The organism is Nocardioides albertanoniae (genome assembly GCF_006716315.1).
GTDB classification, from domain to species: domain Bacteria; phylum Actinomycetota; class Actinomycetes; order Propionibacteriales; family Nocardioidaceae; genus Nocardioides; species Nocardioides albertanoniae.
This window is the reverse complement of sequence record NZ_VFOV01000001.1, coordinates 3490485-3510419: the sequence shown is the minus strand read 5'-3', so window position 1 is coordinate 3510419 and position 19935 is coordinate 3490485. Positions and strand designations below refer to the sequence as shown.

17 protein-coding genes are annotated in these 19935 nt (G+C 69.8%); 10 read left to right on the top strand and 7 right to left on the bottom strand.

Features of this window, described 5'->3' with window-relative positions; all coding sequences use genetic code 11:
• Positions 1 to 4: 4 nt before the first annotated feature.
• Positions 5 to 643 (bottom strand): 2-phospho-L-lactate guanylyltransferase, encoded by a 639-nt coding sequence (gene cofC, locus FB381_RS16810; RefSeq protein WP_141781345.1) that lies wholly within the window; start codon positions 641 to 643, stop codon positions 5 to 7.
• A 60-nt stretch (positions 644 to 703) separates the two neighbouring features.
• Here cofC and FB381_RS16805 point away from each other — a divergent pair, with 60 nt between their 5' ends.
• Together FB381_RS16805 and FB381_RS16800 are read left to right on the top strand one after the other, a co-directional pair.
• Positions 704 to 1468 carry a lysophospholipid acyltransferase family protein gene (locus FB381_RS16805; RefSeq protein ID WP_141781344.1) on the top strand — a complete coding sequence of 255 codons (765 nt, stop codon included), beginning with the start codon at positions 704 to 706 and terminating at the stop codon, positions 1466 to 1468.
• Complete coding sequence (locus FB381_RS16800; RefSeq protein WP_141781343.1) at positions 1465 to 2478, top strand: NAD(P)H-dependent glycerol-3-phosphate dehydrogenase; 1014 nt, start codon at positions 1465 to 1467, stop codon at positions 2476 to 2478. Before FB381_RS16805 ends, FB381_RS16800 begins: the two co-directional genes overlap by 4 nt.
• A gap of 83 nt (positions 2479 to 2561) precedes the next feature.
• Here FB381_RS16800 and FB381_RS16795 read toward each other — a convergent pair whose 3' ends face one another.
• Positions 2562 to 3986: a glycoside hydrolase family 18 protein gene (locus tag FB381_RS16795; RefSeq protein WP_141781342.1), complete on the bottom strand. Its 1425-nt coding sequence runs from the start codon at positions 3984 to 3986 to the stop codon at positions 2562 to 2564.
• 173 nt (positions 3987 to 4159) lie between these two features.
• Between FB381_RS16795 and ggt the strand changes: the two genes are divergently transcribed.
• Positions 4160 to 5995 (top strand): gamma-glutamyltransferase, encoded by a 1836-nt coding sequence (gene ggt / locus FB381_RS16790; protein WP_141781341.1) that lies wholly within the window; start codon positions 4160 to 4162, stop codon positions 5993 to 5995.
• A 158-nt stretch (positions 5996 to 6153) separates the two neighbouring features.
• Here ggt and FB381_RS16785 read toward each other — a convergent pair whose 3' ends face one another.
• The gene (locus FB381_RS16785) at positions 6154 to 7221 is read right to left on the bottom strand and encodes a trans-sulfuration enzyme family protein (protein ID WP_141781340.1); all 1068 of its coding nucleotides are present in this window, start codon (positions 7219 to 7221) and stop codon (positions 6154 to 6156) included.
• A 75-nt stretch (positions 7222 to 7296) separates the two neighbouring features.
• Between FB381_RS16785 and FB381_RS16780 the strand changes: the two genes are divergently transcribed.
• From FB381_RS16780 to FB381_RS16765, 4 genes are all read left to right on the top strand, one after another.
• Entirely contained in the window at positions 7297 to 8037 is a 741-nt protein-coding gene (locus tag FB381_RS16780; protein ID WP_170225196.1) for an alpha/beta fold hydrolase, read from the top strand.
• Between the two features lie 20 nt (positions 8038 to 8057).
• Positions 8058 to 9548 carry a UDP-N-acetylmuramoyl-tripeptide--D-alanyl-D-alanine ligase gene (locus FB381_RS16775; RefSeq protein ID WP_141781339.1) on the top strand — a complete coding sequence of 497 codons (1491 nt, stop codon included), beginning with the start codon at positions 8058 to 8060 and terminating at the stop codon, positions 9546 to 9548.
• Between the two features lie 18 nt (positions 9549 to 9566).
• Positions 9567 to 10682: a D-alanine--D-alanine ligase family protein gene (locus tag FB381_RS16770; RefSeq protein WP_141781338.1), complete on the top strand. Its 1116-nt coding sequence runs from the start codon at positions 9567 to 9569 to the stop codon at positions 10680 to 10682.
• Positions 10683 to 10914: 232 nt separating this feature from the next.
• A complete protein-coding gene (locus FB381_RS16765) occupies positions 10915 to 11880 on the top strand; it encodes a type IV toxin-antitoxin system AbiEi family antitoxin domain-containing protein (RefSeq protein ID WP_170225195.1) in 966 nt (321 codons plus the stop codon).
• Positions 11881 to 12011: 131 nt separating this feature from the next.
• Here the strand turns inward: FB381_RS16765 and FB381_RS16760 are convergent, their stop codons facing one another.
• Together FB381_RS16760 and FB381_RS16755 are read right to left on the bottom strand one after the other, a co-directional pair.
• Complete coding sequence (locus tag FB381_RS16760; RefSeq protein ID WP_141781336.1) at positions 12012 to 12968, bottom strand: D-alanine--D-alanine ligase family protein; 957 nt, start codon at positions 12966 to 12968, stop codon at positions 12012 to 12014.
• Positions 12969 to 12987: 19 nt separating this feature from the next.
• Positions 12988 to 13224 carry an Lrp/AsnC ligand binding domain-containing protein gene (locus FB381_RS16755; RefSeq protein ID WP_141781335.1) on the bottom strand — a complete coding sequence of 79 codons (237 nt, stop codon included), beginning with the start codon at positions 13222 to 13224 and terminating at the stop codon, positions 12988 to 12990.
• Between the two features lie 188 nt (positions 13225 to 13412).
• On the opposite strand from FB381_RS16755, the gene FB381_RS16750 reads away from it, so the two are divergent.
• Entirely contained in the window at positions 13413 to 14369 is a 957-nt protein-coding gene (locus tag FB381_RS16750) for a thiamine-phosphate kinase (protein WP_141781334.1), read from the top strand.
• 57 nt (positions 14370 to 14426) lie between these two features.
• Here the strand turns inward: FB381_RS16750 and rpmB are convergent, their stop codons facing one another.
• Together rpmB and FB381_RS16740 are read right to left on the bottom strand one after the other, a co-directional pair.
• A complete protein-coding gene (gene rpmB / locus FB381_RS16745) occupies positions 14427 to 14612 on the bottom strand; it encodes a 50S ribosomal protein L28 (RefSeq protein WP_141781333.1) in 186 nt (61 codons plus the stop codon).
• 127 nt (positions 14613 to 14739) lie between these two features.
• Complete coding sequence (locus FB381_RS16740) at positions 14740 to 15765, bottom strand: class I SAM-dependent methyltransferase (protein ID WP_170225194.1); 1026 nt, start codon at positions 15763 to 15765, stop codon at positions 14740 to 14742.
• 243 nt (positions 15766 to 16008) lie between these two features.
• On the opposite strand from FB381_RS16740, the gene FB381_RS16735 reads away from it, so the two are divergent.
• Both FB381_RS16735 and FB381_RS16730 read left to right on the top strand, forming a co-directional pair.
• A complete protein-coding gene (locus tag FB381_RS16735) occupies positions 16009 to 17643 on the top strand; it encodes a DAK2 domain-containing protein (RefSeq protein WP_141781331.1) in 1635 nt (544 codons plus the stop codon).
• Between the two features lie 27 nt (positions 17644 to 17670).
• The gene (locus FB381_RS16730) at positions 17671 to 19935 is read left to right on the top strand and encodes an ATP-dependent DNA helicase RecG (RefSeq protein ID WP_141781330.1); all 2265 of its coding nucleotides are present in this window, start codon (positions 17671 to 17673) and stop codon (positions 19933 to 19935) included.

Sequence of the window (19935 nt, the reverse complement as noted above, 5' to 3'; positions counted from 1 at the left end):
GGCCTCAGCCGAGGCTGGCGACCCGCGTCGACGCGAGCGCGGTGCGCGGCCTGAGCCCCAATCGGCGTACGGCTTCGAGGTCTTCGAGGGTGTCCACGTCGTGTCGCAGCGAGTCGAGGGCACCCGGCAGGGCCGCCGCGCCGCCGTCGAGGTGAGCGGCGGCCGAACCCGGCCCGAACGCGGGCCGGAAACGGTCATAGGGGGCGGTGTAGAGGGTGGTGCCCCCACCCGCCGCATCCTCGACGTACGCCGCACCAGCACCCACCGAGGCCAGAGCCGCGCCGAGGTCGGCCGAGCGCAGCGCGGGCAGGTCGCCGCACAGGGCCACGGGCCGAAGGTGCGGCCACCGGCGGCGGGCCTCGAGCGAGCCCTGCACGAGGGTGCCGTTGAGGTCGCCGCTGACCCCGTCGGGGATGACGGCGGCGCCGAGCTGGGCGACCTCGGCGGCGAAGAACGAGTCGTCGGTGATGACGAGGACCGCACCGACCGCCGCGGTCGCCAGGCACGCCTCGGTGGTGTCGAGCGCGAAGGAGCGGGCGAGATCGGCCCGCTCGTGCGACGCCAGACCGACCAGCCGCGACTTGCCGCGCGCGGGCGGCTTGACTGGCAGCAGGACGACGTAACCGGGTGCAGGTGCGGGCATCAGGGTAGATCTTTACAGGTGACTCACAACGACGCGGCGAGGGCCCGGTAGCCTGCCCCCGTGGGAAAGTACCGGAAGTTCCAGGAGGGCAAGGTCGGCTGGCCGTGGACAGTGGCCGTCGGCATCGTGAAGCCAGTCCTGCTCGCCACCACCAAGCACCAGTGGGAGGGTGGCGAGAAGATCCCGGAGTCCGGGGGCGCGGTGATCGCGCTCAACCATGTCTCCGAGATCGACCCGTTCACCGCGGCCCACATCGTATGGGACTACGGACGCCGCCCGAGCTATCTGGCGAAGGCCGGCCTGTTCAAGGGGCCGCTGGGCAAGTATCTGCGTGCCGCGGGCCAGATCCCCGTCGACCGTAAGGCCGGCTCGTCCTCCTTCGACGAGGCCGTGAAGGCGGTCAACGAGGGCAGCCTCGTCGTCGTGTACGTCGAGGGCTCGATCACCAAGGATCCCGACGGCTGGCCGATGCGCGGCAAGTCCGGTGCGGCTCGGATCGCGCTCGCGACCGGCGCCCCGGTCTACCCGGTGGGACAGTGGGGCGCGCAGGAGCTGCTCCCGGCGTACTCTCTCAAGCCGCACCTGATCGGCCGCAAGACGATCCAGATGAAGGTCGGTGACCCGGTCGATCTGAAGGATCTCGAGGTCCAGGACCACACCGTCGCGGTCGTCAGCCAGGCGACGGACCGGATCATGAAGGCGATCGTCGGCCTGGTGGCCGAGATCAGGGGCGAGGAGCCGCCCAGCGAGCTCTTCGACCCGAAGAAGGCCGGCGTGAACGAGACCGGCGACCCCCGCAAGAGCAAGAAGAAGGACGGCAATTGAGCGAGCGTCAGGGCAAAGTAGCGGTTTTCGGAGCGGGCTCGTGGGGCACCGCGTTCTCGGTCATCCTCGCCGACGCCGGCAACGACGTCACGATGTGGGCGCGCCGTGAGGAGGTCGCGACAGCGATCAACGACACCCACGAGAACCCCGAGTATCACCCGGGCACCGAGCTGCCGCACAACATCAGCGCGACCCACGACATCGAGAAGGCCGCGCACGGAGCCGAGCTGGTCGTCCTGGCGGCGCCGTCGCAGACGCTGCGCAAGAACCTGACCGACTGGGCGCCGTTCCTGCCCAAGGACGTGCCGCTGGTCTCGCTGATGAAGGGCGTCGAGCTCGGCACCCTGGAGCGGATGAGCGAGGTCATCGCTCACGTCACCGGTGCCGGTCCCGAGAGGATCGCCGTGGTCAGCGGGCCCAACCTGTCCAAGGAGATCATCCGTCGTGAGCCCGCCGCCGGTGTGGTGGCGTGCGCCGACGAGGAGGTCGCGAAGACGGTCCAGGCGCGCGTGCACAGCCCGGGTTTCCGGCCCTACACCTCGACCGACGTCGTCGGGTGCGAGATCGGCGGGGCCTACAAGAACGTGGTCGCCATCTCCACCGGGATGGCCGCCGGCCTCGGCTTCGGTGACAACACCCAGGCCTCGCTGATCACCCGCGGTCTGGCGGAGACCGCCCGGCTGGCGATGCAGCTCGGCGCCAACCCGATCACCCTGATGGGTCTGGCCGGTCTCGGCGACCTGGCCGCGACCTGCTCCTCGCCGCTCTCGCGCAACCGTACGTTCGGGGAGAAGCTCGGCCAGGGCATGACCACCGCCGACATCCTCGCCTCCAGCCACCAGGTCGCCGAGGGCGCCAAGTCGTCCCACTCGCTGCGCGAGCTGGCCGCGAAGGTCGGCGTGGACGCGCCGCTGGCGCAGTACGTCGACGACGTCGTCTCCGGCGCCAAGACCGTCACCGCCATCATGGACGAGATGCTCGAGCGCCCGACCAAGGCCGAGACCGAGTAGCGCGACCGAGCAACTACCGAGCAGAACCACGAGGACGGCCCCGGAGCGAGTGCTCCGGGGCCGCCTTCGCGTTCGCGGGTCGGTTATCCGCCCGAGCCGCTGCTGCGAACGGCGTCGGCGAAGGTGCCGACCAGCTCACCCTCGCGGTCGCCGGAGAGCTCCCACCACATGCCTCCGCCGAGCCCCTTCGAGATGGCGTACGCCGCCTTCTGCTCGATCGTGGAGACGTTGTCGTAGCTCCACCACTGGTCGCCGTCGTAGCGCCAGGCGGCACCGACGTCGGCGTCGTAGTGGTCGGTGCCCCGCGTCTTGAGCTTGTCGTAGTCCTCGTTGCCCGCCTCGTAGGTTCCCGGGGCAGCGGCGGTCGCCGGGCCCCACGGGTCGGCCGAGGTCGCGCCCTGCCAGCCGCGGCCGTAGGTCGCCATGCCGAGGCCGAGCTGGGCCGGGGAGATGCCGGCGTCGAGGTAGGCGTTCACGGACTCGTCCACGCTGAACCGCTTGCCGTCGGGGCGCGGGTCGGCGGGGTCGGGGTAGAGGTTGCCCTGATGGCCGGTCATCGTCGGGTCCCAGGCACCCCAGAGGTCGTAGCCCTGGATGTTGCCGAAGTCGAGCGACTCGAAGTTGCGCGGGTCGTTCCAGCCGCCGGCGTCGATGTCCTCGGGGTTGGCGGGCAGGAAGGCGGAGAGCTCGTAGCCGTCGCCGAGCGCGTCGAGCTGGCTGCGGAACTCCGCGAGCAGGAGGCGGAAGTTCTCCTTGTCGTGCTCGGGGTCGACGTGGTTGCCGGCGTTGCCGTTGGGCGAGCCCGGCCACTCCCAATCGATGTCGAATCCGTCGAAGACGCCGGCGGCCGCGCCGTCGCCGCCGCGCCCGTCGATCACCGGCAGGTTGCCCTTGATATAGAGGTCGATGCAGGAGGAGACGAACTTCTGGCGCGACTCCGGGGTGGCCGCGGCCAGGGAGAAGTTCTTCGACCAGGTCCAGCCGCCGAGCGAGAGCAGCACCTTGAGGTCCGGGTGCTTCGCCTTGAGCTGCTTGAGCTGGTTGAAGGACCCGGCCAGCGGCTGGTCCCAGGTGTCGGCCTCTCCGGAGACGGAGTCGCCGGCTGCGTACGACATCCCGTAGTCGGCCCACGCGTCCCCGGCGCCGTCGGAGCCGTTGGGCCCCTCGCCCTGGGCCTTGTTGGCCTCGAAGCAGGTCAGCGACTCGTGGTGGATGTTGCCGAAGGCGTAGTTGAGGTGGGTGAGATCGTCGGCGACTCCGGAGGTCTCGAGCTGCTTGGCCTTGAAGGCGCGGCCGTAGACGCCCCACTGCACGAAGTAGCCGACGTTGCGGTAGCCGGCGACCGCGGTCGGATCCGCCGCGGTCGAGGTCGAAGAGGCGCTGGCGGGACCAGCGGCGCCCGTCGTGGCCAGCGTGCCGGTGAGGGCGAGCGCTGCGGCGAGCGTGCCGACGAGCGGGCCGATGAGACGGCCGGCGCTCCGGCGGGTGCGGGGCAAGGCGACATGCATGGGTGACACCTCCGAGGGGATGGCTGGATCGGGCTCGAGCAGCCTGATCGCCTTTCGATGGTGGCAGCGCATTTAATTGTAAGCAACCCTTACTAATTAAGGAATTTCAGATCGTAATTCCCGCAGTGCCGCGGCGTAGTAGGTTCGGAAGGCCGCCAATCTGGGAGTACGTCATGCTCGGACGTCGTTCTGCAGTCATCGCCTCACTGACCACCGGGGCACTCGCGCTGGCCGCTCTGGTGCCCAGCGCCGCAGCCACCGCCGACCCGGCGAACGACAGGCACGCGCCACCCCCGAAGGCGCCCACCGCGGTGGGCTACGGGGGAGCGGTGGCGAGCGTCGACGCCGAGGCGAGCCGGGTCGGTCTCGAGGTGCTGCGCAAGGGCGGCAACGCGACCGACGCCGCGGTGGCGACCGCGGCCGCGCTCGGCGTCACCGAGCCCTACTCGGCCGGTCTCGGCGGGGGCGGATTCTTCGTCCACTACTCCGCACGCACCGGCGAGGTCGAGACGATCGACGGACGCGAGAAGGCGCCCTCGGCGATGCCCCACGACGCGTTCATCGACCCGGAGACGGGAGAGGAATACCCGTTCTTCCCCGACATGGTCACCAGCGGGGCCTCGGTCGGCGTGCCTGGCACGCCTCTGACCTGGCACAACGCCTTGAAGAAGTGGGGCACGAAGAGCCTGCGACAGACCCTCGCGCCGGCCGCCAGGCTGGCCCGCCGAGGCTTCGTCGTCGACGAGACCTTCCATCAGCAGACCGTCGACAACGCCGAACGTTTCGCAGCGATCGACTCCACCGCCGAGCTGTTCCTTCCCGGAGGATCGGCGCCCGAGGTCGGCAGCAGGTTCCGCAACCCCGACGTCGCCGCCACCTACGACATGATCGGTCACCAGGGCGTGGGCGCGTTCTACCACGGTCGGCTGGCGGGAGAGATCGCCGACGCGGTGACCAGCCCGCCGAAGACAGGTGAGACCGATCTGCCGGTGCCGGCCGGGTGGGTGACCACCGACGATCTCGCCGCCTACACCGCACCCGAGCGCGAGCCGACCCGTTCGACCTACCGGGGCCTCGACGTCGTCGGGATGGCTCCGCCGTCGTCGGGTGGCACATCGGTGGGGGAGGCGCTCAACATCCTGGAGCGCTACGAGCTCGACGCGATGAGCCCGACCGAGGCCTACCACCACCTGATCGAGGCGAGCGCGATCTCCTTCGCCGACCGGGGTGCCTACGTCGGCGACGCCGACCAGGTCGACGTGCCCGTCGACGCGCTGCTCGACGACACCTTCGCCGCCGAGCGGGCCTGCGGGATCGACCCTGCGGCCGCGCAGCCCAAGCCGGTCGCGGCCGGAGACGTCGACGACTACGACGGGGTCTGCGACGGCGAGGCCGGAGCCGGTGAGACCGCTCGGGACACCGAGAACCTGGAGACCACCAACCTGACCGTCGTCGACCGGTGGGGCGACGTCGTCGAATACACGCTGACCATCGAGCAGACCGGCGGCTCCGGGATCACCGTGCCGGGCCGCGGGTTCCTCCTCAACAACGAGCTGACCGACTTCTCGACGACCTACCGCGCCGACGACCCCAACCGCATCGAGCCCAACAAGCGTCCGCGCAGCTCGATGTCGCCCACGATCGTCCTCGGCGAAGGCCCCGACGGCGAGAAGCAGCCGATCCTCGCCGTCGGATCGCCCGGCGGCTCGACGATCATCACCACGGTGCTGCAGATCCTCGTGGAGAGGCTCGCGCGCGACCGGAGCCTGCCCGAGGCGATGGCAGCGCCGCGGGTCTCCCAGCGCAACGTCGCGAAGACCGACGCCGAGCCGGCGTTCATCGATGCGTACGCCGGGCCGCTGGAGTCGCTGGGACACAGCTTCGCCTCGACCGCCGAGATCGGGGCGGCGACCGCGATCGGGATCGGCCCGGACGGGCTGCTCACCGCGACGGCCGAACCCTGGCGTCGCGGAGGTGGCTCGGCGCTGGTCGTGAGGCCCGCAGGCTAGGGCATGTCTGGCAGATCCACGCCCGCTATGCGACGTTTCGCATCCGATCTGGCTGCGTTGCTGCCGCTCGACAGCCTCCGGGATGCCTTCGCAGCGGACGCCTGGCCAGATCGGCCCGAAACGCCGCTCGCGGCCGCCGTGTCTTTGCCAGACATGCCCTAGCGCTCGAGCCGGCCGAGCGCCTGCTCGAGATCGGCCCAGAGGTCGTCGACGTCCTCGACGCCGACCGACATCCGCACCAGCCCGTCGGGCACGGTCGCCGACTCGGTCTTCCAGCGCCGACGCCTCTCGAAGGTCGACTCGACGCCTCCGAGCGAGGTGGCGTGGACCCACAGCGAGGTGGCGTGGGTGAGGAAGTCGGCCTGCTCCGCGGTGGGCAGCACGACGGCCAGCATTCCTCCGAACCCCGGGTAGCGCACCTCGGCGACGGCGGGGTGCGCGGCCAGCCGCTCGGCGAGCTCGGCGGCGTTGGCCGCCGAGCGCTCGACACGCAGGTGCAGCGTACGGATGCCTCGCAGCGCCAGCCACGCCTCGAACGGTCCGGGGATGGCGCCGAGCAGGTCGCGACGGGCCTTGAGCACGTCCCAGAGGGCGTCGTCGGAGACGACGGCCGCGCCCATGACCACGTCGGAGTGTCCCGCGATGAACTTGGTGGCCGAGTGGATGACGATGTCGGCGCCGAGGGCGAGCGGCTGCTGGAGCAGGGGAGTGGCGAAGGTGTTGTCGACCACGACCCGTGCGCCGGCCTTGTGTGCCGCGGCGATGATCGCCGGCAGGTCGGCGAGCTGCATGCCCGGGTTGGTCGGCGTCTCGATCCACACCAGCGCGACCTCGCCGTCGAGCTTCTCGAGCAGCCGGACGACCGCGTCGGTGTCGGAGAAGTCGGCCAGCCTCGCGGTGAGGCGTCCGCGCGCCTCGAGGTCGGCCAGCTGCCCGATCGTGCCCAGGTAGCTCTGCTCGGTGGCCACGACCACCGAGTCGTTGACCAGGTCGAGGAGGGTCGCGACCGCCGCCAGACCGGAGGAGAAGGAGAGCGCTCGGCCGCCCTCGAGCCTGCCCAGCGCCTCCTCGAACGCCACCCAGGAGTCGTTGGTGTAGCGCCCGTACTCCTTGTCGCCGCCGGCGACATAGGTCGAGGCCATCGTGATCGGTACGTTGAGCGGCTGGTCGGGCTCGTGGGCCGGCCGCCCGGCGTGGACGGCGATCGTGGCGGGCTTGTGATCCATGTGGCCGAGCGTAATCGGACGCTCACCCGACGCGCGGTTACGGGTCGAGGGGCGGTCCCGGATAAGGTTGCGGCCGTGTTGACGACCCTGCTGGATGGACGTGCTTTCGGTGAGAAGCACGGCAAAGGTGCTGCCACCGTCGTCGCCCTGCACGGCTGGGCGCGCAACCGCAGCGACTGGGGCTCGACCCTGGACGGCCTGGACGCGCTCGCGCTCGACCAGCCCGGCTTCGGTGCGACCCCTGCCCCCGACGAGGCCTGGAACACGAGGCAGTACGCCGAGTGGCTGGCCGAGATCCTGCGCGATCTCGACCGCCCGGTGCTCGTCGGTCACTCCTTCGGCGGCCGGGTCGCCGTGCAGCTTGCCGCCGCACATCCCGAGCTGGTCCGTGGCCTGGTGATCACCGGTCTGCCGCTCTTCCGCCCGAAGACCGGCGGCAAGCCCAAGCTCGCCTACCGGATCGGCCGCTGGGCGTACGCCAAGAAGCTCATCTCCGAGTCCAGGATGGATGGGCTGCGCGAGAAGTACGGCTCGTCGGACTACCGCAACGCCAAGGGCGTGATGCGCGAGGTGCTCGTGAAGGCCGTCAACGACGACTACACCGAGCAGCTGGAGTCCGTCGCCGCCACCGACCTGCCGGTCAAGCTGGTCTGGGGCGAGAACGACACCGCCGCCCCGTCCTGGATGCCCGACGAGGCCATGGCGATCCTGGGCGACAACGCGACCCTGGAGATCGTCCCGGGCTCCGCCCATCTGCTCGACGCCGGGCTGGTCAAGAGCCTGCGCGTCGCCATCGACGACCTGCGTACGAACTGAACCCGAGGGGCTGAACAATCATGTGGATCGTCCTGGTCGCCTCCGTGCTGACCCTGGTCTCCTACTACCGCTGGCTGCGGGTGGCTCAGCGTGAGCACTACGAGCCGACGCGGCTGTTCGCGATCGAGTGGATCTGGATCAAGGCCCGCCCGGTCGAGGCGATCCTCCTCGGCGCGGTGATCGTGGTCTGTCTGGCCGCGTTCGTGCTGCCCTACGGGGCGATCGTCGGGGCGCTGCTGTTCGTCGGCTGGCCGGTGGGCATGTCGTTCAAGGGTGCGAAGCCGCTGGTCTGGACCGACCGCGTCAAGCGTCTGGCCGCGGTGCTCTTCGTGCTGCACGCGCTCGTGACCGTGCTGATCGCGCTCCTCGCGCCGGTCGCCGCCGGGCTGCTGCCGATCCTGGCCGTGCCGCTCGCCGAGGCGGCGCTGGCGATCATGTGGCCGGTCGAGAGGTCGATGGCGAAGAAGTGGCAGGTGCAGGCCGCCGCCACCATCAAGAAGGTCGCCCCGCGGATCGTCGCGATCACCGGCTCCTACGGCAAGACCTCGACCAAGAACTACGCCACCCACCTCATGCAGGGCCGCTGGTCGACGCTCGCCTCGCCGGCCTCCTTCAACAACGCGATGGGCCTCTCCCGTGCGGTCAACGACCGTCTCCAGCCCGGCACCGACATCTTCGTGGCCGAGATGGGCACCTACGGCCCCGGCGAGATCGCGAAGCTCACCGAGATCTTCCCGCCCGAGGTCGCCGCGATCACCACGATCGGCGAGGCCCACCTGGAGCGGATGAAGTCGCGCGAGACGATCGTGAAGGCCAAGTCGGAGATCCTCCCCAACGCCTCCACCGTCGTGCTCAACATCGACGTGCCCGAGCTCGCCCTCATCGCCGAGAACCTGCGGGCCAGCAAGCGAGTCATCGCCTGCTCCGCGATCCCGGGCACCACCGCCGACGTCGTGGTCGCTGACGGTCATCTGCAGATCAACGGCGAGGCGTACGCCGTGGACCTTCCCGACGAGGTCGGGCACCCGATCAACGTGGCCATCGCCGTCGGTCTCGCGCTCGCGGTCGAGGTGCCGATCGAGACGATCACCGAGCGGCTGACGTCGATCCCCGGCACGCCCCACCGGGCAGAGGCCAACAAGACCCCCGGCGGCGTGTGGGTCGTCGACGACACCTTCAACTCCAACCCGACCGGTGCCGCGTCAGCACTGGCCAAGGCCAAGAGGCTGGCAGGGGAGTCGGGCACGGTGTGGACCATCACCCCCGGTATGGTCGAGCTGGGCACCGAGCAGGCGGCGCGCAACACCGAGTTCGCGCGGGCTGCCACGGCCTCCGACAAGATGCACCTGTGCATCGTCGGTCGCACCAACCGACAAGCGCTGCGGGCGGGGGAGCCGGCGCGAACCACCACGTTCGAGAGCCGCAAGGCGGCAGCCGACCACGCGTTGACCGCGGCCAAGGAGGGCGACGTGGTGCTGTATGAGAATGACCTCCCCGACCATTACGCGTAGCACCCAGGAGACCCACGAATGAGCGTAACCAAGGCGACGATCGTCTTCGGCGGCCCCAGCGCCGAGCACGACATCAGCATCCTCACCGGCCTGCAGGCCGAGCGGGTCCTCTCTGGTGCCGGTGTGGAGGTGACGTGCCTCTACTGGGCGCGTTCCGACAAGTGGTTCCTGGTGCCCGCCAAGCAGGAGGCGCGCGACTTCCTCGGCGGCGAGCCGAAGGGCTCCAAGCCGGTCGAGTTCCGCCTCGGCGCCGAGAAGGGCGACGGCTTCTACACGACCGGTGGCTTCGGCGGCGGCAAGCGCCTCGAGACCGGCCCGATCCTCTCCGCCTTCCACGGCGGCGCGGGCGAGGCCGGCGGCATCCAGTGGCTCTTCGAGCTCGCGGGCCTTCGGGCCACCGGCGCCACCCCGGCTTCGGCCGCGCTCGGCATGGACAAGCTCGCCTTCGGCGCGGTCATGCTCAACGCCGGCCTCCCGTCGCTGCAGCGTGAGCTGCTCTCCCGGTTCGCGGAGCCTTCCTTCACCGGCCCCTACATCGTCAAGCCGCGCTTCGGTGGCTCCTCGATCGGCATCGAGGTCGTCGACGACTACGAGACCGGTCTCGCGCTCCTCAACACCTCGCCGCACCTGCGTGCCGGCGCGGTCGTCGAGCCGTACCGCCCCGACCTCTTCGACCTCAACGCCTCGGTGCGCACCGCGCCCGAGGTCGCGGTCAGCGACGTCGAGCGCCCGCTGCGCTCCGACGAGGCGAAGATGTACGACTACTCCGCCAAGTACGTCCACACCGACGGTCTCTCCTCCTCCCCGCGCGAGTTTCCCGCGCAGGTCGAGGAGTCGGTCACCAAGCAGATCAAGGACCTTGCCGCACGCGTCGTGGAGCTCACCGGCCTGACCGGCATCCTCCGCATCGACTTCCTCTCCGACGGCAAGGGCGAGGTCTACATCAACGAGGTCAACTCGATCCCCGGCGCCCTCTCCCTCTACCTGTGGCCCGACACCCCGGCCTCCGACGTGCTCACCAGCGCGATCGAGGAGGCCGAGAAGCACGTGCCCCAGGTGACCCGCAACTTCGAGGAAGGCGTCGCCCTCAAGGCCGCCGGCGGCATCGCCGGCAAGCTCACCGGCCTGAGCTGACGCCTGCCGTCGGTCGACCGGGCTGGGATACCCGGTCGACCGGGTATCCCTGGACATGACGGGCAAAGTAACGGCCCTCAAGTCCACGAAGTGCCCGTCAAGCCGCCCCGAGCGTCTCGGAGTATGGCCATGCTCGGATTATCGCGGGCCGGTGAGTGTCCACAGCGTCACTTGGGGATCGAGTTATCCACAGCCCGCTCTGGCAGGCCCGAGATTGTCGCAGGTCTTCGTCATGCTGAGCGGCATGAATCTCGAACCAGACGACGTGCGTCTCATGCCCATCCAGTTGCGACGGGAGTTGCTCGCCTCAGGCTACGACGATGCCGCGATCCTGCGTGCTGTCCGGTCGGGAGAGTGGGTACGAGCTCGCCGCGGTGCGTACGTGAATGCGGCGCCGTTCGCGGCGCTCGACGATCGCTCGAGGCATGCGGTGCGAGCTAGAGCTGCGGCCAGGCAAGCGAAGACGGACGTGGTGGTCTCCCATACCTCCGCTATCGCCTTATTTCCCGACCCGATCCCGACGTGGGGTCTGGATCTGCGCAACGTGCATCTGACGCGGAGAGACGGAAGAAGCGGGCGGAAGGAAGCCGGCATCCAACAACATCGCGGACGCCTGATCGATGGCGACGTCATCCGTCTGGGCGATGTCGACGTCACATCGCCGGTGCGGGCACTACTCGAGGTCACTACGTTGGCAACGGTTGAGGTCGGCCTCGTCCTGGCGAGCTGTTTGCTCCATCGCAAGCTCGTGACGATGGAGCAAGTGGTCCAGCGGTATGCCGGCACGATGGATCATTGGCCGCAGACCCTGACCACCGACCTGGTCCTCCGGCTCGCTGACGGACGCATCGAGTCCGTTGGCGAAGGGAGGGTGTTGCATCTCTGCTTCGCTCAAGCGCTTCCGATGCCTTGCCTGCAGTACGAGGTTCGTGACGAATCGGGACGCGTAGTCGCGCGACTTGACTTCGCGTGGCCGGAGTACGGCGTGTGGGTCGAGTTTGACGGGCGCATCAAATATGAGGAGCTGCGACGCGAGGGCGAGTCAGCCACCGATGCGGTGCTTCGGGAGAAGCGTCGGCAGGAGATGATCGAGGACCTCACGGGCTGGCGATGCATCCGGCTGTCCTGGGCTGACCTCGCCCACCCCGAGCGGGTCGCCGCCAAGATTCGCGCCGCTTTCGCGCGGTCAGCAGCCTGAAGTAAACGGTCGACCACCGAATGGCGAGATGAACAGTGCTGCTTGACGGGCACTTCATGGACCTGGTGGGTGTTTCAGCGCCCATCATGTCCAGGGATACCCGGTCGACCGGGTATCCCAGCCGACCCGCGTCAGCGGTCGAGGGCGCGCTGGAGGAGGGCGAGGGTGACCTCGCCCATCGAGGTGCCGTCGTGCTTGGCGGCGAAGGGGAAGACGCTGGTCTCGGTGGCGCCGGGGGTGATGGCGACCTCGAGCACGACGAAGCTGCCCTCGGGGGTGACCATGAAGTCGGTGCGGGAGATGTCGCGCATGCCGAGCAGTTCGTGGGCGCGTACGGCGGTCTCGCCGAGCTTGGCGAGCAGCGAGTCGGGGAGGTCGGGGCGACCGAAGCCGACGAACTCGGCGGTGTAGCGGGCGGCGAAGTCGAACTCGTGGCCCTTGCTGAAGTCGATGGCGATCGGCGTCAGGGGCTTGGCGCCGGACTCGGTCTCGTGCACCACCACGGAGACGTCGATGCCGGAGTGGAAGCGCTCGATGAGCGCTTCGTCGCAGTAGGCGTAGGTCTTGACCAGGGCGGCCGGGAGGGCCGAGAGGCCGTCGACACCGGTGATGCCGAGCGCCGAGCCACCTCGCGACGGCTTGACGACGACGCGCTCGCCCATGCGGGAGATGACGTGCTCCATCAGCACGGGTGCGCCGACGTCGCGGAAGGTCGTGGCCGAGAGCGAGACCGAGTCGGGCACCGGGATGCCGCCGCGGCGCAGGATCTCGCGCGCGGCGGCCTTGTCGAAGGCGACCCGGCAGGAGGCGGAGTCGGTGCCGACGTAGGGGACACCGATCAGCTCGAGGAGCGTCTGGATCTCGCCGTCCTCACCGAACTGGCCGTGCAGCGCGGGCAGCGCCACGACGGCCTTGTCGCGTTCGAGGTTGTGCAGCAGGGCCCGATCGAAGTCATAGGCAGCCACCTCCACACCCAGCGCCGAAAGCTCGCGCACGAGGTTGCGGCCGGAGGCCAGCGACACGTCGCGCTCGTGGCTCAGCCCGCCGGCGATGACGGCGACGGGCCCGGGCAGAGGAGGAGTGCTCATGAGTTCGTTGTAACAGATCTCAGATGTGGACGACCGGGCAGGTCAGTGTGCGGGTGATGCCCTCGAGGTTCTGGACGCGGGCCACGACCATCTTGCCGAGCTCGTCGACGTTGCGGGCCTCGGCACGGACGATCACGTCGTACGGACCGGTGACGTCCTCGGCCAGGGTCACGCCCTGGACCTTGCCGATCTCGGTGGCGACCTCCGCGGCCTTGCCGACGTCGGTCTGAATGAGGATGTACGCCTGTACGACCATGGTGCAGCTCCTGTTCTCTGTGCCTCCCTCGGCACATTGTCCAGCCAATAACCTATCGCGTTATCTATCGCTCGACCTACACCGACCCTGGGGATAAGACGAGCGAGGCAGTGGCCGATCGACGTGCGGAGACGGCGCGATGCGTGTCCCGGTATCTCAGAGCGAGGCGGGGAAGGTTTGATGGGACCATGGCTTTTCCGAGGGACACGACGCTCGCCGACGCCGGTGAGTTCGGGCTGATCACCGAGATGACCAAGCACTTCCCCCAGGGGAAGCAGGTGCTGGTCGGCCCGGGCGACGACGCCGCGCTGCTGCGGATCACGCAGGGCCATGTCGTCGTCTCGAGCGACATGATGGTCGAGGGCCGCCACTTCCGGCGCGACTGGGCCGAGGCCTCTCACATCGGCCACCGAGCGGCCGGACAGAACCTCGCCGACATCGCGGCGATGGGCGGCATCGCACACTCGATGACCCTCGGGCTCGCCGCCCCGGCCGACCTCCCCGCCGAGTGGGCGGTCGACTTCGCCGAGGGGTTCGCCGCCGAGTGTGCGCTGGTCGGCGCCTCCGTCGTCGGTGGCGACATCACCAGCGCCGACCAGATCGTCATCTCCGTGACCGCCATCGGCGCGGTCACCCAGGCGCCGATCCTGCGCTCGGGGGCCGAACCCGGCGACGTGCTGGCTCTGTGCGGCCGGCAGGGATGGGCCGCGGCGGGCCTGGCGATCCTCAAACGAGGCTTCCGGTCACCCCGCGTGCTGGTCGACGCCTACCGACGACCACAGCCTCCGTACGCCGCCGGTCCTGAGGCCGCGAAGGCCGGTGCGTCCGCGATGATCGACGTCTCCGACGGGCTCCTCGCCGAAGCCGCCCACATCGCTGCGGCCTCGGAGGTCACCGTCGACGTGCGCACCGCTGCGCTGACCGTCCCCGAGGAGCTCAACGCGGTCGCCTCGGCCACCGGTGCCGACCCGCTCGGGTTCGTGCTGGGCGGGGGAGACGACCACGCTCTGCTGGCCGCGTTCCCGCCCGAGGTCGAGCTGCCGGAGGGGTGGACCGTCATCGGCGAGGTGCAGGAGAGCGGCGAGGCGCCGGTGACCGTCGACGGTGAGGTCTACGGCGGCGCCACGGGCTGGACGCACTTCTGAACGAGAACGACGAAGGCCGCCACCCCGAGGGGTGACGGCCTTCGTGGAAGACTCAGGTCAGCGAGCGACCTTGCCGGCCTTGATGCAGGTCGTGCAGACGTTCATGCGCTTCGGGGTGCCACCGATGACGGCACGGACGCGCTGGATGTTGGGGTCGAAGCGGCGCCTGGTCGCCTTCTTGGACCACGGCCGGTTGTTGCCGAAGCCCGGCTTCTTGTCGCAGATGTCGCAGACGGCAGCCACCGTGAACTCCTGAGTTTGAATAGATGATCGAGGTCGATTGGAAATTGCCAGCGGGCGCGCTATCGACGGCCGCCCTGCCAAGGCAACCAAACCAGCGTATCCGACGTGTCGTCGTCGCACGAAATCGTCACTCCTTACGGCGCTCGCGCCAGCGATCGAGCGGTGCGGCCAGCGCGGTCGCGAGCTTCCAGCGCTTCGATCCGCGGAGGTCGTCGATCTCGGCGCGCTGGCCGCCGAGCTGCTTGCGCTGCGCCTTCAGCCGCCGCCGCTGGTCCTCGACGACCTCACGCAGCCGGGCGACCTCCTCCTGCAGCTCGATGCCCTGCTCGACCCAGTCGGGCAGCCCAGGCATCTCGGGAAGCTCAGGGGAGAGGCCGCGACGGAGCACGACGTAGAACTCGATGTCGTTCCCGGGCACCGGCAGCAGCGTCTCGACCGACCAGTCCGTCAGCCCCAGGCGGCGCAGCTCGGCGATGATCTCGGGGAAGGAGCGGTCGGTGTAGGTCCACACGTGGGAGTCGACGTACTCACCGCGGCGCGCCCGTTCGAGCTGGCTCCGTGTGTAGCCGAGGTCATGGATGCAGGTCTCGGCCTCGCTGGGCCCGCGGTGGTGGAGTCGCTTGGGGTCGTGGCTGACCGCCGTGCGGTGGTGGTCGTAGACGGCGCGCACCGACGGAACGATGTCGCCGTCCTCGTGCGCCTGCAGGATCTGGCCGATGGTGGTGGGCGGACGGTGCGCGTCGAAGGTGTAGCGCCGGTCGGGAACCACCAGGACCAGCGCTCCGTCGGGGGCGGTGACCGCCTCGATCTGGCCCAGCCAGGCGACCAGGTCGGGCACGTGCTCGACCACGTGGCTGGCCAGCGCCCAGTCGAACGGGGCGCCGCCCGCGGCGGCCTCGTCGAGCGTACGCATCCGGGTGCCGTCCCACATCGGGAAGTCGATCTCGGGGATCGCCTCGCGGGTCACGTTGGGGTTGTCGTCGTTGGTCTCGTAGAGCCGGTCGCGGTCGTAGAGATCGAGATAGGCGACGTCGGCGGCGTCACGGGGGACGAGCGGCTTGTGCAGCGGCCCGATCTCCAGGCCGCGTCCGGCCGAGAAGTCGAAGATCTCGTTGACGCGGCTCGCGCGTGGGGTCGGGGTCGGGATCGACATGCGGGAGTCCTTCGCCATCGGGGGAGCGTCCGGGGGAGCACCACACTAGGGACGTCCGGCAGCGGATGGTGGGCACGACTCGGTCGAACCTGTTACTCGGACGTGTCTTTCCTGCAGCCTTGGGTTTGTTCACCCGTCGTTTACCCATTGCCCGGCCACGGCCTAACCTTGGGCCCGCGGCACCGGGCAGTGTGTCCGCCGTCACAGTGTTCGGGGAGTTTCGAGGAGTTGGGAGGAGGCAGTGTGACCGAGGTCAAGCTCGACCTGTTCCGTCGGTTCGCCGACCTGGCGACCGATGCGCTCGCGTCGCACCGCGAGGAGATCGATGCGCTCAACGTCTTCCCGGTGCCCGACAGCGACACCGGCACCAACCTCTACCTGACCATCGCCGCTGCCCGCGACCGGCTGCGCGAGTTCACCGGCGACGACTGGCGCGAAGGGCTGCGCGCCTTCTCCCGGGGCGCGCTGCTGGGCGCCCGCGGCAACTCGGGCGTCATCCTCGCCGAGATCATCGGCGCGCTGCTGCGCCGCCTGGCCCAGGGCCTCGACCAGGAGCGTGCCGCCGCGGTCTTCGCCGACGCGTTGCGCAATGCCGCCAACGCCGCCTATGCCGCGGTGGGTGAGCCCCAGGAAGGCACCATGCTCAGCGTGCTGAGGGCCGCCGCCGACGAGGCCGAGACGTGCGTCGAGGACGAGACAGCCCACACCCGCGACGTGATGTCGGCCGCCGCGGGCGCGGCTCGCGACGCCCTCTCGCACACCCCGGAGCAGCTGCCCGCCCTGGCCGCCGCCGGTGTGGTCGATGCCGGTGGCCGCGGCCTCTGCGTGCTGCTCGACGCCTTCGAGACCGCCCTGACCGGGCGCCGCCCGAGCCCGCAGGCGCCTGCGGCGAGCACTCCGCACATCCCGATCCCGACCGGCCTCGGCACCGGCGACGAGCACGCGCTGGAGCCGGGCGGCCCGGCGTACGAGGTCATGTATCTCCTCGACGCCGACGACGCCGCGATCCCCGATCTCCGCAAGAGCCTCCAGCCGTTGGGCGACTCGCTGGTCGTCGTCGGCGGCGAGGGCATCTGGAACGTGCACGTGCACGTCGACGACGTCGGCGCCGCGATCGAGGCCGGCATCAGCGCCGGGCATCCGCACCGGATCCACGTGACCCACTTCGCCGAGCAGATCGCCGGTCAGGCCCATCGCCACGCCAACCGCAGCGGCCGGGCGGTGATCGCGTTCGCGGCGGGTCCTGGTCTGGCCGAGCTCTTCCGTGGCGCGGGTGCGATCGTGATCGAGGGCGGCCCCTACCGGCGTCCGACGACCTCCGAGCTGCTCGAGGCGGTCACCGCGTCGGGTGCGGAGGAGGTGATCGTGCTGCCCAACGACACGCCGACGCGACAGTCTGCCGAGGCCGCCGCCCGCACCGCGGAGGACGACCTCGACATCAGCGTCGCGGTCATCCCGACCCGCACCCAGGTGCAGGGGCTGGCCGCGATCGCGGTGCACGAGCCGGGGCGGAAGTTCGACAAGGACGTGCTGGAGATGACCGCAACCGCCCGACACGCGCGGCACGGTGCGGTCACCATCTCGAACACCCGAGCGATTACGATGGCCGGGCCGTGCATGCCCGGAGACGCGCTGGGGGTGCTGGGCGGAGACTTCGTCAAGGTCGGCCAGGATCTGGAGGGATGTGCCACCTATGTGCTCGCGCGACTCATCGGCGGTGGTGGCGAGCTGGTCACGCTCGTCTCCGGGCTCGAGGACGCCAACGGTGAGCTCGCCGACGCGGTCGCGACATGGTTGGCTGCCAACCACCCGACCGTCGACGTGATGGTCTACGACGGCGGCCAGGAGCGTTACCCCCTGCTGATGTCGGTCGAGTAGATCGTGATCTAGAAGGAGAGAGAGCCGGTGGCGATCACCCTCGAGTCCCCGATCGAGGCGGTGCTGGGCACGAGCAAGCACGCCGCGAAGTTCACCAAAGGGCTCGGCCTGCGCACCGTCGGCGACCTGCTCTACCACTTCCCGCGCCGCTACCTGCGCACCGCCGACCTCAGCCAGACCCCTCAGCTGCACGAGGGCGAGATGCTCACCGTGCTTGGAGAGGTGGTCCGCAGCGCTGTGCGGCAGCACACCGACCGCCGCACCGGGCGGCCCGCCTACCGCGTCGAGACCCAGCTGCGTGCCGGTGGTGCCGACCTCCAGCTCACCTTCTTCTCGAAGTCGCAGCGGGTGGCGGAGTGGCGGAAGGGAGTGCTCGCGCCGGGCGTACGCGGCGTCTTCGTCGGCAAGGCCGGCTCCTTCCGCAACCAGTGGCAGCTCGCCAACCCGCAGATGGTGGTCTTCGGTGACCCCTCAGATGCCAGCAGCGCCGGTGAGGCCGCCGACAACGAGCTCGCTGTCGAGGCGCTGACCGAGCTCTTCCCGATCTACCCGCTCACCGCGGGCCTGCAGCACTGGGACGTGATGCGCGCGGTGCGCTTCGCCCGGCAGGTCGTCGAGGACGTCACCGACGTGATCCCCGAGCAGCTGCGCGAGACGTACGCCGTGCCGGGGCTGCGCGAGGCGCTCGACCTGATCCACGCGCCCCATGAGCCCGGCGACGTGCAGCGCGCCCAGCACCGTTTCCGGTTCGAGGAGGCGCTCGGCCTGCAGCTGGTGCTGGGTCGCCGGCGACGAGCCCTCGAGGCGCTGGCCACCACCGCCCGCACCGGCGGCACCGGCAACCTGCTCGCCGCCTTCGACGACCGGCTGCCGTTCACGCTGACCACGGGGCAGCAGGAGATCGGGGCCGAGATCGAGGCGGCGCTGGCGCGGCCCCATCCGATGAACCGACTCCTGCAGGGTGAGGTCGGCTCCGGCAAGACGCTGGTCGCGCTCCGGGCGATGCTGCGCGTCGTCGACTCAGGTGGTCAGGCCGCGCTGCTGGCGCCCACCGAGGTGCTCGCCCAGCAGCACCACCGCTCGATCACCGCCATGCTCGGCGACCTGGCGGCCAGCGGGATGAGCGGCGGCCTCTTCGCCGGCGACCAGGAGCAGACCCACGTGGAGCTGCTGACCGGGTCGATGACCAAGACCCAGCGCAAGGAGCCGCTCAGCCGCATCACGACGGGAGAGGCCGGCATCGTCATCGGCACCCACGCGCTGCTGCAGGACCAGGTGATGTTCGACGACCTCGGGCTCGTGGTCGTCGACGAGCAGCACCGGTTCGGCGTCGAGCAGCGCGCTGCCCTGACCGACAAGGCCGGCACCCCGCCACACCTGCTGGTGATGACCGCGACGCCGATCCCGCGCACGGTCGCGATGACCGTCTTCGGCGACCTGGAGGTCTCGACGCTGACCGAGCTCCCGGCGGGCCGTGCCGAGATCCAGACCAACCTGGTCTCGCTCGTCGACCATCCCGCGTGGATCAGCAGGGTGTGGGAGCGCGTCAAGGAGGAGGCGGAGAAGGGTCACCAGGTCTATGTCGTCGCCCCACGGATCAGCGGCGACGAGCCGGAGCAGGGGGAGCGCGACCAGCGCGACTTCGACGCCGACGGCAACGAGGTCGCCGCCACCAAGGTTCAGCTCTCGGCCGTCGACGAGGTCGCCGACGAGCTGACCCACGGCCCGCTGCAGGGGCTGAAGGTCGCCAAGCTCCACGGCAAGCTGCCCGCCGAGGAGAAGGAGCGCACGATGAGTGCCTTCGCCGCCGGCGACATCGACGTGCTGATCGCCACCACCGTGATCGAGGTCGGCGTCGACGTGCCCAACGCGACCACCATGGTCATCCTCGACGCCGACCGCTTCGGCGTCTCCCAGCTCCACCAGCTGCGTGGCCGGATCGGTCGAGGCGGGCTCCACGGGCTGTGCCTGCTGGTCTCCCACGCCGAGACCGGCACCCCGGCGCGCGAACGCCTCGACGCGGTCGCGCAGACCACCGACGGCTTCGAGCTCTCCCGCGTCGACCTCGACCAGCGTCGCGAGGGCGACGTGCTCGGCGCCTCCCAGTCGGGCCGCCGCTCGAGCCTGGAGAGCCTGCGCGTGCTCCGCGACGAGGAGACGATCCTGCGTGCCCGCGAAGCAGCCGAGAAGCTGTTGAGCAGCGACGCCGATCTCGAGCGCACCCCGCTCCTGGCCGAGCGTGTCGCAGAGATCGAGGAGACCACTTCCGCCGACTACCTGGAAAAGTCATAA

Coding starts and splice junctions, on each gene's coding strand:
- FB381_RS16760 (WP_141781336.1), bottom strand. CDS start 12,968: ATGAGCACTCCTCCTCTGCCCGGGCCCGTCGCCGTCATCGCCGGCGGG.
- cofC (WP_141781345.1), bottom strand. CDS start 643: ATGCCCGCACCTGCACCCGGTTACGTCGTCCTGCTGCCAGTCAAGCCG.
- FB381_RS16770 (WP_141781338.1), top strand. CDS start 9,567: ATGAGCGTAACCAAGGCGACGATCGTCTTCGGCGGCCCCAGCGCCGAG.
- FB381_RS16750 (WP_141781334.1), top strand. CDS start 13,413: ATGGCTTTTCCGAGGGACACGACGCTCGCCGACGCCGGTGAGTTCGGG.
- FB381_RS16740 (WP_170225194.1), bottom strand. CDS start 15,765: ATGTCGATCCCGACCCCGACCCCACGCGCGAGCCGCGTCAACGAGATC.
- FB381_RS16775 (WP_141781339.1), top strand. CDS start 8,058: ATGTGGATCGTCCTGGTCGCCTCCGTGCTGACCCTGGTCTCCTACTAC.
- ggt (WP_141781341.1), top strand. CDS start 4,160: ATGCTCGGACGTCGTTCTGCAGTCATCGCCTCACTGACCACCGGGGCA.
- FB381_RS16785 (WP_141781340.1), bottom strand. CDS start 7,221: ATGGATCACAAGCCCGCCACGATCGCCGTCCACGCCGGGCGGCCGGCC.
- FB381_RS16795 (WP_141781342.1), bottom strand. CDS start 3,986: ATGCATGTCGCCTTGCCCCGCACCCGCCGGAGCGCCGGCCGTCTCATC.
- FB381_RS16755 (WP_141781335.1), bottom strand. CDS start 13,224: ATGGTCGTACAGGCGTACATCCTCATTCAGACCGACGTCGGCAAGGCC.
- FB381_RS16765 (WP_170225195.1), top strand. CDS start 10,915: ATGCTGAGCGGCATGAATCTCGAACCAGACGACGTGCGTCTCATGCCC.